Here is a 10861-nt window from a genome sequence, read left to right on the forward strand (position 1 = left end):
CATCATGGTAAATGCAGGCAAAATTCTGGTCGTTGACGACACTTCGGCGTCTTTGAAGTTGCTGTCGGACCTGCTTAAGGCTGAAGGGTACGAGGTGCGCTCGGCGATAAACGGTGAGCTGGCCGTTAATTTTGCTACCGCCAATCCGCCTGATTTGGTGTTGCTGGATATTCTGATGCCGGGTATGGGCGGCTTTGAGGTTTGCCGTCTGCTCAAAGCGCATCCGGATACCCGCCATGTGCCGATTATTTTCATCAGTGCGCTGTCGGACCCGGAAGAAAAAGTCCAAGGCTTTGAGCTGGGCGCGGTGGACTTTGTCACCAAGCCGTATCAACGTGAGGAGCTGCTGGCGCGCGTGCGCACACATTTGGAAATCGACCGGCTGCGCAATCATCTGGAAGAGTTGGTGGAAGAGCGTAGCCACCAGCTCCTGGAGAGCGAGAAAAAGCTCAGAGCCAGTCTGAACGATCTGGTTGCGGCCCATAGCCTCATGCACACCTTGCTGCGGACTATTCCCGATCTGGTCTGGTTAAAGGATCTGCAGGGTGTGTATATCAGTTGCAATCTGCAATTCGAACGCTTATACGGCGCCAAGGAAGCCGACATCGTCGGCAAGACCGATTACGAATTTACCTCCAGGGAACTGGCCGATTTTTTCCGGGACCATGATCGCAAAGCGCTGGCCGCCGGCAAGGTTTGCGCCAACGAAGAATGGCTGACTTTCGCTGATAACGGTTACTACGGCTTGTTCGAAACTCTGAAGACACCGGTATTGAATCAGGACGGCAAACCGATAGGCGTACTCGGCATTGCCCGCGACGTGACCGAGCGTAAAGCGGCAGAAGCGAAAGTCCAGCGCCACATGCAGCTCTATGCGGCCTTGAGTCATTGCAATAAAGCCATCGTCCACAGTGCTGACGAAACCGAACTGTTTCTGGAAATTTGCCGCGCTGCCGTGGAGTTTGGCGGTATGAAAATGGCTTGGGTTGGCTTGTTTGCGGCCGATCAGTGCTCGATACGCCCGGTCGCCAGTTTTGGGGAAGGCGCGGAAGAGTTGGCTACTATCGATATGTGCATGGATGCCGCCAGTGCTTTCGGCCGCGGTCCCGCCAGCGTGGCAATCCGCGAACAACGCCCTTGTTGGTGTCAGGATTTTATTAACGATCCGATGACCGTGCCGTGGCGAGAGCAAGGCTTGCGCGCCGGCTGGGCGGCGTCGGCTGCGTTGCCTTTACTCAAAAACGACCAGGCGGTCGGCGCATTCGTACTGTACGCCGACGAGGCGAACGCCTTCGACGATGCGGCGCGGGACCTGTTGGTCGAAATGTCCATGGATATTAACTTCGCCTTGGAAAATTTCAGCCGCGCGTTGGCTCAAAAACAGGCGGAAGCCGAGATCGAGCGCCTAGCGTTTTACGATCCGTTAACCAATCTGCCGAATCGCCGTCTGCTTTACGACCGCCTGCAACAAGCCATAGTCACCAATGCCCGGCATGATAAGCATGGCGCGGCCTTGTTTATTGACCTGGATAACTTCAAAGCGCTCAACGACACCAAAGGCCATACAATTGGCGACTTGCTGCTGATCGAGGTTGCCCAACGTCTGCGAGAATGCGTGCGTGAAGGCGATACCGTCGCCAGGCTGGGCGGCGACGAATTTGTGATGATATTGAACAGCCTAAGTGCAGACGAAACCCGTGCGTCTGCCCATACCAAAATGCTGGCCGGTAAAATCCTTGCTGCCATTAATCAGCCTTATTCGTTGCACGGATACGATCACCATTGCTCGGCCAGCATGGGTATCTGCATGTTTCGCAACCAACATATTACGGCAGAGGAATTGCTGAAATACACCGATACCGCGCTTTACCAAGCCAAACGCGGCGGCCGTAATAAGCTGCTGTTTTACGATCCGGTGATGCAGGCCGCTTTGGAAACCCGCGCGGTATTGGAAAGCAATTTGCGTGTGGCGCTAAGCGAGCAGCAATTGGTGCTGTATTACCAGATGCAGGTCAACCGCGCCGGTCAGATTCTTGGCGCAGAAGTCTTGATACGTTGGCTCCATCCCGAGCGCGGCCTGGTTTCGCCTGCGGAATTTATTCCATTGGCCGAGGACACTGGCTTGATCTTGCCGATTGGTAAATGGGTCATGGACTCGGCTTGTGCGCAGCTCAAAGCCTGGGAAAACGATCCGCTTAAGTCTGAGTTACAGCTTGCTGTGAATGTCAGCGCCCTGCAGTTTCATCAGGATGATTTCGTTGAGCAAGTGCGGCTTGCCCTGGCGCGCTACGACTTGAGCCCCAATCGGCTGAAACTTGAGCTCACCGAGAGTTTGGTGCTGGATGACATTGACGATGCGATTGTGAAGATGCAGCAACTGCGTGATTTTGGCGTGCGTTTTTCGATGGACGATTTTGGCACCGGCTATTCGTCGCTGAACTATCTGACCAAGTTACCGATAGACCAATTGAAGATCGATCAGTCCTTCGTGCGCAATATTACGGTATCCCAAAGTGATGCGGTGATTGTGCAAACCATCATCGGCATGGCCGATAACTTGGGTATCGAAAGTATCGCCGAAGGCGTTGAAACCGAAGAGCAGTTGACATTCTTGGAACGGCAAGGCTGTCAGTTATATCAGGGCTACTTGTTCAGTAAGCCGATACCGTTGGCTGATTTTGAAGCACTGTGCATTAAAAAGCCGTAGTCTTTTGGATTGCCTTGAATATAAGCCGAATGCAAAGAGGGCTGAAGCGACTGTGATTCGAATACTGCTTGCCACCGCAGTTATCGCCGCGCTGGTTGCCTGTCCTGCGTCGGAGGACGCACATTCCACAGCGATGGGCACTGAGCCGGTATTGACACTGGAAGCAGCGGTTGCCGGCAAGTGGCGCGACCCGGCTAACGTTGCCCGCGACAACTGGCGGCATCCGTTGCAAACGCTGACATTCTTCGGCGTGAATCCGCAACAGACTGTGATCGAAATTACGCCGGGTTATGGTTGGTACGCGGAGATTCTGGCGCCTTTGCTCCGGGAAAACGGCCATTACATCGCCGCGGTGATAAACCCTGAGAGTGCCGTCAAGAACAGCGCCAAGCATTATTATGCAAAGCAACTCAACGCGCTTGAGCGCAAATTGCGTGCTGCACCAAGCCTATACGGCAGCCCGGAGATTCGGCTGTATGACGAAGCCAAGCCGACGTTTGGCGCACCCGCTTCAGCGGATGTGGTGCTGACGTTTCGCAATGTCCATAACTGGCGGGAAGCGGATAGCGTGGCGTTGATGTTCAAAGGTTTTTTCGACGTGCTTAAACCTGGCGGTACGCTGGGGCTGGTCGAACATCGGGCAAATGGCGATGTGGCGAACGACGATTTCTCCGGTTATATCGGCCAAAATCAGCTGATTGCCTGGGCCGGTGCCGCTGGCTTTGTATTGCAGGCTGCCAGCGAGATCAACGCCAACCCGTTGGACAACAAAGACCGCGAGGGTGGCGTGTGGCGCTTGCCGCCGGCATTCAGCCAAGGCAGCAAGGATAGGGATAAATACGCCGCGATTGGCGAAAGTGATCGAATGACGCTGCGATTTTTAAAGCCTTAAGCGAGCGGTTCGAGACCGGAGGCTTAAAACTCCCAAACCACTTTGCCGTAAACGCCGCGTTGCACTTCGGCAGCCTGGGTGAAAGTTTCCTGAATGTATTCCAGATGTTGGTTGTCCAACAGGTTTTGGCCGACCAGCGATAATTCGACGGCTTGATTGAGCTTCCAGGCCAGACGCAAATCCAGGGTGGTGTAGGCTTTGATATATGCCGGCCCGCTTAGGGTAAAGGCGCTGGCGTTGTCCACATATCGCAGCCAGGCATCCAGGGTAACGTCCGGTGTCGGATTGAGCATCGCCCGCAATGAGGTTTTGTGCTGCGGCGACACCGCTTCCTGGTAATACGGGTTGCTGGATAGTTCGGTTTTCAAAACGCTATAACTGAGGTCCCAGCGCCACCAATCCAGCATCTTCCAAACTATTGCAGTTTCCACGCCATAGGTTTTGCCCTTGCCGGTATTATCGATGATCAAAGGCTGTTTGATAAAAAACGGTACATTTGCCGGGTCTGTCGCTCCAGGATGATAGGAGCGCAGATTTTGATAATCGTTATAAAACAACGATACATCCAGGGAGAAGCTGTTGCTGGGGGTGTATCGATAGCCGGTTTCATAAGCCAACACCTCTTCGGATTGATAAGCGTTGGAACCGGTTACCGCGAGGGCCAGGGGTAAGGGCGTGCTGTTGGGGCTGGTCAGCGGCGGCACCACTTGGCCGATTAACTCCATATGCGCATCCACCCGCGACGGAATGCGCACGCCTCGGGAGATAGCCGCCCACAGCCGGTGATTGGGGTCAGGTCCCCAGAGTAAGCGTGCGCTGGGTTGCACTTCGATGCCGGTGTAATCGTTATGCTCCAGTTTGGAACCCAGTGTCAGCCATAGCTGCTCGTCCACCAAGGTTAATTGGTCTTGGAGAAAGGTACTGAAATAACTCTCGCCGCGTTGAGGTGGCGTGAAATTAACTAAGGTCTGCTTCACTTGGTTTTCTTTGGTATAGGTATACCGATAACCCGCTCCCCAGATAATGTCGTTCCAGTCGTTTAGCGCAAAGCGGTGTTGAAAATCGACGTCGCCGGTATAACGCTCTTCTTCAATAAAACTTTCCCGACGGTCATAGCTGTCGAAGTAGAGTTGTAGAGCGTAATTTGAGGTGTCGGAAATGCGATGTTGTAGTCGGCCCAGCAAATTACCGCCGGTGGCTTGTACCTGGTCGGCAATCGTTTCTCGATAAGGCGCGGTGAACATAGCTAATCCGATTTGCTGGTTTAAATTGCTATGATAAACATCGCCTTGCACGGTGGCGGAGTCGGCGGCCGACCAGTCGGAGTCTATGCGAAAGCCGCCTTGCATTTTGCTCCAGGCATCGCCGGCGGGCTGGCCGTCGGCTCTGCTGAGCGTGTCACGATCAAAACCTTTGAGATAGGCGCGGCCGCTGGTGTTTTCGTTTAGTTTGCCGCCATAACGGAATGCACCGAATCCGCGTTCCTCGCTACCGCCGCCGGCGCTGAGTAAGCCGCCTTGGGTATCGGCGGCGTGTTTGGTGATGATGTTGATGACGCCATTCACGGCGTTGGCTCCCCACAGTGCCGCGCCGGAGCCGCGAATCACCTCGATGCGCTCCACGTCCTCCAGCATGACATCTTGCATTTCCCAATACACACCCGAGAAAGCCGGCGTGTAGATATTTCTACCGTCGATCAGCACCAGTAATTTATTGGAAAACCGGCCATTAAAACCGCGTGAGCTGACGGCCCATTTGTTGGCGTCGATGCGGCCGACGTCGATGCCGGGAGCCAAACGTAGTGCATCGGGAATGTTAGTGGCGCCGGCGCGTTTGATGTCGTCGTTGCTGATGACAAATACCGCCGCCGCCGCATCGCCTAGCGCTTGGGTTTTTTTGGAAACGGACGTGATTTTTACCGATAGCAGTTCTTCTAAATTCAACTCGGTTAAATCGGTATCGGCCGAAGCAATCTCCGTATGAATAGCCAAGCACAGCGCGCCTATCCAAACGGGGTAAAAGGTATTTTTCATTCTGTAGCAAATTGGGCATGGCAAGAGACAGCGTGTCTCTCGGGTTAATTCTTCAGTTGCAAATGTAGCGCAGCATCGATTTATCACAAAGTTTTTGTAGCATTTATGCATTCTACTTTGTCAGGCGCATAAAGGTGCTGGCCATTCCGGACCGCAAGTATCATGCTGCCCGCCTTAATGGAAATGGTGAACGCAAGAAAAGGCCGGTCAATAGGTCAATCTGTCGACTGACAGCGTTCTGCCCTGACAGGTGCGATGGAATGTGCTGCGCGTGAGGGCCAAGCAAATAGGGGAGGAGGGGATGCGCTGTTGGCCGTTGGTGGCGGGATGAAGATAAAGTTTTCAGCGGTATGCCAACGGCAGTGGCACGAGGACTTAAGCTGACGCAGTTTGTTGTTCCCCGGCCCTGATATGTCAGCGGCCCCGCGCCGCCCAGGGCCAAAAGGGCTGCGCTAAGGTTACCGCTTTCGAGGGATGACGATACTGGGTCTACATAGGAGCCGGAATAACTATCAGGCGGGTTTCACACCTCCGCCCACATTCTCAGCAGGTTGTGGTAACAGCCGGTCAGGTTGACGGTCGGCGCGGTGTCGCCTTGGGTGTTGCGCAATTCCAGGATAGCCATATCCATTTCAAATAACAGGCGGCGGCGTTCGGTTTCCCGCACCATGCTTTCCAGCCAGAAGAACGAAGCCAGCCGCGCGCCGCGCGTCACCGGTTCCACCCGATGCAGGCTGGAACCGGGATACAACACCATATCCCCAGCCGCGAGTTTCACGGCATGTTCGCCGTAGGTGTCTTCGATGACCAGTTCGCCGCCGTCGTAGCTGTCAGGCTCCGCCAGAAAAACCGTCGCCGATAAATCGGTACGCACCCGTTCGCCGCTGATCGGGCAGTGGCGGATAGCGTTATCGATGTGGTTGCCGAAGGTGTTGTGTTCTCCAGCATAGCGATTGAACAACGGCGGGAAAATCTTTTTCGGCAGAGCAGCCGACAGAAACAGGGGATTGCGATTCAGGGCGTTCAGCAGGATGGCACGGGCCGCCTGACTTTGCTCGGTTTGCTCCGGCAGTTGCCAATTGTTTTTGACCTGTGCCGACTGACTGCCGGCAGTGATGCGGCCATCCGCCCAAGGCGCGTCGGCCAGCATATCGCCGAGCTGTTGCAGTTCGGCAGGGGAAAGAACTTCCGGAATTTGGATCAACATGGTCTAACCCGAGATGGCTTGCAAGGCAAAAAACACCGCCAGACTCATGGAGCCCAGCCCCAAACCGGCGGCGGCTAAACGGTTGCCGTGCAGCCTGGTCCACAACAAGGTGCCGGTCAAGGCCAGCAAGATTAAACCGCCTGCCAAGGTATCCACCAATAAGACCCAGCCCATGCCCATGCCGGTGCCCTTATGCAGATTATTCAAAGTGGTCAACAGGTTGGCCTCGCCTTGCTTGACCGTGACAAAGGCGTTGCCCTCCCAATAGTCGGCAGACAACAGTTTTTGCGGATTGCGCACGTTGATCTGCCAGGAGGCCGGCTGTTGAACCGGCTGATTGTTCCAGGTCACGGTTTTACCGGGTTCCTTGCGGATTTTGGCGTGGGACGTATCGATGCTCAGCGTTTCACCCAGCCAGGTTGCCATTGCTTTTGGGTCCGCGGGATGAGGTTCCGGCAAGGCCAGCTGAATTTCTTTTTGTTCCATGCGGCCAATCGGAATTTTCAAGATGTCACGATGATTCATTAAAATCCCGGTAAAGCCGAACAGCAAGCCCAACGCCGCGCCCCACAGCCCGAACCAGGCATGGGTGCGGCGCAGCCATTTCAGAAAGGCGCCGCGCGATAGACTTTTCGGTAAAAACAAGTAGCCGCCGTTGGTTTTCTTGGGCGGGCGGTTGGCTGGCGTCAATAATGAGTCGGTTGCGGTGTTCATGAGTCGGGGTCCAAAAGCGGGCTATGGCAATTGCAAATAAGGGGGTTGCGGATTGGGCGGAACGGTTAAACCATCTCACCAATAGCGGATGTTGTTTAACCGTTCGCACACGTCGAGTTTAGTATTTAAAGCTCACCGTCAACTGCCCGGATACCGGCGTGCCCGGCAAGGCCGAGTTGGTTTGTCCGGATTCGTAGTAGACGGTATCGGTCAGGTTGAACACGTTGAGTTGCACGTCGTAATGTTTTTGATGATAGGCCACCACTGCGTCCAGGCGGGCGTAACCCGGTAATACCGCTTCGTTGACGCTGTCGGCATAACGGTGGCTGGCGTAGTACACGCCGCCGCCGATCTCCCAGTTGTCTGTTAGATGATAAGTGCTCCAGGCTACGCCGCTGTGTTCCGGCACGTTGACGGCCGTCATCCCCTCGAACGATTTCACTAAGCCGCTGACCGAGCCGGTGGCTGTTGATGTGGATTTGCTGATTTTCGAGTCAAGATACGCATAGGTCAGCGATACATCCCATTTCGGCAACACTTCGCCGGCCAGACCGGCTTCGAAGCCGTCCGTACTTTGTTCGCCTGCGAGGATTTGCAGATTGGCATCCAGCGGCGAGGTGGTGCGGGCATTGGTTTTTTCCAGGCGGAACAGGGCGGCGGTGGCCGATAATTTGCCGTCGAACAGTTCCCATTTGCCGCCGATCTCATAGTTATGATTCTGCTCCGGTGGCAGGTTGGCGTTGTTGGCCGACAAACTCAGGCTTTCCGCAGACGGATTAAACGACTTGCCGTAGCTGAAATAGTAAGACTGAGCTTTGCTGGGCTGCCAGACGATGCCGCCGCGCGGGCTCCATTGATCGACGCTGCTATTGAAGTCGGCGCTGCCTATCCGATCTGTCTGTTGCGCCTCGAACACATCGTAGCGGGTGCCGGCCAGTAATTTCCATTCCGGATTGATCTCGAATTGGTCCAACACATAACCCGCGTAGGTTTGGGCTTGGGTCAGGCGATCCGTGGCCAGTGTACCGCTGAAGTCGTAGGCCAAGCCGGTGGTGCTGGCGGTAAGGCGCGGATTGAATATCGACACCCGGCTAACGCCGGAGGAGTTTTTCGATTTGAAGTCGTAATCTTCCCAACCGAATTCGCTACCGAACATCAAGGTATTGTTAAAACCGAACAAGGGCTTTTTGTAGACAAAATCGGTTTGGTTGTAGACGTTTTCCTGGGTGTTCAAGCGCAAGGCTTGCGAGCGGGCGATGGTACCGGCATCGGCGCCGGTGTATGCCGCTGCGCCGGAATACAGATGCGTCAGGTATTTACGCTCGTAGTCGCCGTAGCGGATCGAGTTTTTAACCGAGAAATCCTGGTTGAAACGGTGGGTTAACGCCACGGTGGCCACATTGACATCGGTGTCCATCATCCGGTTATCGGTGAAGCCGTAAAAGGTGTTGATAGGCACGCCGGCCGGCCGGCCTCGATACATGGGCACGCCGTAATCGAACACGCCTTCATCCTGCTGGTGCAACAGATTTAGCGTCAAATCGGTATCGGCGCTAATGTCCCATTTGAACGAAGGCGCGATACCCCAACGGTTGCTGTAGTTGTAGTCGCGGTAGGAATCGGCATCCTGGTACATTACATTCAGCCGGGCCGATAAATCTTGATATTGGGTTTCGGCATCGATGGCGGTGCGTTTGAAGTCGTACAAGCCGTAGGTAAAGCTGCCGTTAATCCCGGTTTTACCGGTAGGCTTCTTTGCTACTTGATTGATGACACCGCCGGTGGCGCCGCGACCGAATAAAATTGACGATGCGCCTTTCAGCACTTCGGCTCTTTCGATGAAAAAGGTGTCGCGAGTGTACTGGCCGTTGTCTTTGACCCCGTCCAGATATTGGTCGGAGCTGGCCGCGAAGCCGCGCAAGGTAATGGAATCGCCGGTACGGCCGCCTTCGCCGGCGGCAATGGTCAGGCCGCTGACATTGCGTAAGGCATCGCGCAGGTTGAAGGCGTTTTGCGACTCGATCAGTTCTTTTTTTACCACGCTGACCGATTGCGGAATATCGCGCAGCGCCATCTCGGTTTTGCTGCCGGTGGTCGAGGTGTCGGCTTTGAAGCGAATGGCTTGTTTTTCGCGGTTGGCTTTGACCTTAACGTCTTCCAAAACCACTTCTTGATCATTGTTGGCCGCTACGTCGGCGGCCGGGTCAGCGGCGAATGCCGCCCCGCTCAGAGCCGCGCCCAGCGGCAATAAAGCCCCCAAGCGCCACTTGGCAGGGGTGGTTTTTTTCGTGGTCGAATGGTTTGCAGACATAGTATTCCCGTAACTGAATAAATAGTGCTGGCTGCCTGGCTGGGAATGCTGGGTGGCTAAGATTTTACGAACCGACAGTTATTGTCCGTCGGTTATTGATCGCTATTCGAGATATGCGGCTCCAAAAAGCCAAGAAATAAGATCATTCTCAAATAATAACGATTCTCATTTTATTTTTTTTGAGACTAATGTCAACTCCGGAATTTGCGTGCAGACTGTTTCCCAATTCGAAATCAAAGCTTGGATAGGCTTAAATCTTTGAGCGCATTCCAGCCGTTTCGCGAGCTTGGTAGCCTAAAGGCTTGCGGAAATTAGCCTTTAGGCTGCAAAACCAACGGCGAGTTAATGGCTGAAATTTCAAGGAGGAAGAAATACTTTACTTTTCAAATGAGAATAATTATCATTTGAGTCAGATTAAAAATCAGCTGCCGCGACGTGAAAAGATTATTCCCCTTATTTAGAGAACCTGAGGCTGTGCGCTTGGCAATCGCTCCGGAAGTTTTGGCGGCGTTGGTCGAAAAAGGCGAAATCCATGCCACGGATTTCCGATGTCTTGATTTAGGGTCGAAACAAATCGTTTGGAAAATGTTCCTGTCTCAGGCAAAAGCCAAGCTCAATCGTGGTTTAGTAAATCCCGAGCTTTAGTCCGCTTAAAAAGTTTTTTACCCAATCCCTGACGATTTTTGAAGGAGTAAACCTATGAGCAACAAACCCTGTACCCACGAATGTTTGGCGGCGACGGCCTTAAGCAAGGTATTGATTTGCCGCGAATGCGGCGTCGTCCACCTGCATCTGCAGAACATGTCATTGCGCCTGGAAGTGGCGGATTTTCTGAGCTTTGCCGACACCATGGCCGAAGCCGCGCACCAGGCCAGAGCCGGTCAAAAAGACAAAAGCAAACGCGCCGGCTTTACGGTGGTTAAATCCAGCACCAGACTCAATTAGCGAAACCGCACTTGCCGGAAAATTCCCCGGAGGTTTGCCTAAGATAGCGGGA

8 protein-coding genes are annotated in these 10861 nt (G+C 54.1%); 4 read left to right on the top strand and 4 right to left on the bottom strand.

The features are described 5' to 3' along the window. Positions 1 to 4 precede the first annotated feature (4 nt). Together CWO84_RS21815 and CWO84_RS21820 are read left to right on the top strand one after the other, a co-directional pair. On the top strand, positions 5 to 2707 hold the full coding sequence (locus CWO84_RS21815) for an EAL domain-containing protein (protein WP_101055211.1): 2703 nt from the start codon (positions 5 to 7) through the stop codon (positions 2705 to 2707). A gap of 52 nt (positions 2708 to 2759) precedes the next feature. Continuing rightward, a complete protein-coding gene (locus CWO84_RS21820; RefSeq protein WP_240618120.1) occupies positions 2760 to 3599 on the top strand; it encodes a methyltransferase in 840 nt (279 codons plus the stop codon). A 23-nt stretch (positions 3600 to 3622) separates the two neighbouring features. Here CWO84_RS21820 and CWO84_RS21825 read toward each other — a convergent pair whose 3' ends face one another. The 4 genes from CWO84_RS21825 to CWO84_RS21840 all read right to left on the bottom strand — a co-directional run bounded on the left by CWO84_RS21825 (position 3623) and on the right by CWO84_RS21840 (position 9864). Further along, positions 3623 to 5632: a TonB-dependent receptor gene (locus CWO84_RS21825; RefSeq protein ID WP_101055215.1), complete on the bottom strand. Its 2010-nt coding sequence runs from the start codon at positions 5630 to 5632 to the stop codon at positions 3623 to 3625. 523 nt (positions 5633 to 6155) lie between these two features. Further along, a complete protein-coding gene (locus CWO84_RS21830; RefSeq protein WP_101055217.1) occupies positions 6156 to 6839 on the bottom strand; it encodes a Fe2+-dependent dioxygenase in 684 nt (227 codons plus the stop codon). A gap of 3 nt (positions 6840 to 6842) precedes the next feature. Then, positions 6843 to 7553, bottom strand: a complete 711-nt coding sequence (locus CWO84_RS21835) for a PepSY-associated TM helix domain-containing protein (RefSeq protein ID WP_101055219.1) — start codon at positions 7551 to 7553, stop codon at positions 6843 to 6845. A 118-nt stretch (positions 7554 to 7671) separates the two neighbouring features. After that, positions 7672 to 9864, bottom strand: coding sequence for a TonB-dependent siderophore receptor (locus tag CWO84_RS21840; protein WP_101055221.1), 2193 nt, complete (start codon positions 9862 to 9864; stop codon positions 7672 to 7674). Between the two features lie 435 nt (positions 9865 to 10299). Between CWO84_RS21840 and CWO84_RS21845 the strand changes: the two genes are divergently transcribed. Further along, positions 10300 to 10509, top strand: a complete 210-nt coding sequence (locus tag CWO84_RS21845; protein ID WP_033155342.1) for a hypothetical protein — start codon at positions 10300 to 10302, stop codon at positions 10507 to 10509. A 54-nt stretch (positions 10510 to 10563) separates the two neighbouring features. After that, positions 10564 to 10809, top strand: coding sequence for a hypothetical protein (locus tag CWO84_RS21850; protein ID WP_033155341.1), 246 nt, complete (start codon positions 10564 to 10566; stop codon positions 10807 to 10809). Positions 10810 to 10861: the final 52 nt, after the last annotated feature.

This window comes from Methylomonas sp. Kb3 (genome assembly GCF_002834115.1).
GTDB classification, from domain to species: domain Bacteria; phylum Pseudomonadota; class Gammaproteobacteria; order Methylococcales; family Methylomonadaceae; genus Methylomonas; species Methylomonas defluvii.

Bases quoted from the DNA above. Each gene is read 5' to 3' on its own strand.
- CWO84_RS21815 (WP_101055211.1), top strand. From the start codon at position 5: ATGGTAAATGCAGGCAAAATTCTGGTCGTTGACGACACTTCGGCGTCT.
- CWO84_RS21825 (WP_101055215.1), bottom strand. From the start codon at position 5,632: ATGAAAAATACCTTTTACCCCGTTTGGATAGGCGCGCTGTGCTTGGCT.
- CWO84_RS21830 (WP_101055217.1), bottom strand. From the start codon at position 6,839: ATGTTGATCCAAATTCCGGAAGTTCTTTCCCCTGCCGAACTGCAACAG.
- CWO84_RS21835 (WP_101055219.1), bottom strand. From the start codon at position 7,553: ATGAACACCGCAACCGACTCATTATTGACGCCAGCCAACCGCCCGCCC.
- CWO84_RS21840 (WP_101055221.1), bottom strand. From the start codon at position 9,864: ATGTCTGCAAACCATTCGACCACGAAAAAAACCACCCCTGCCAAGTGG.
- CWO84_RS21850 (WP_033155341.1), top strand. From the start codon at position 10,564: ATGAGCAACAAACCCTGTACCCACGAATGTTTGGCGGCGACGGCCTTA.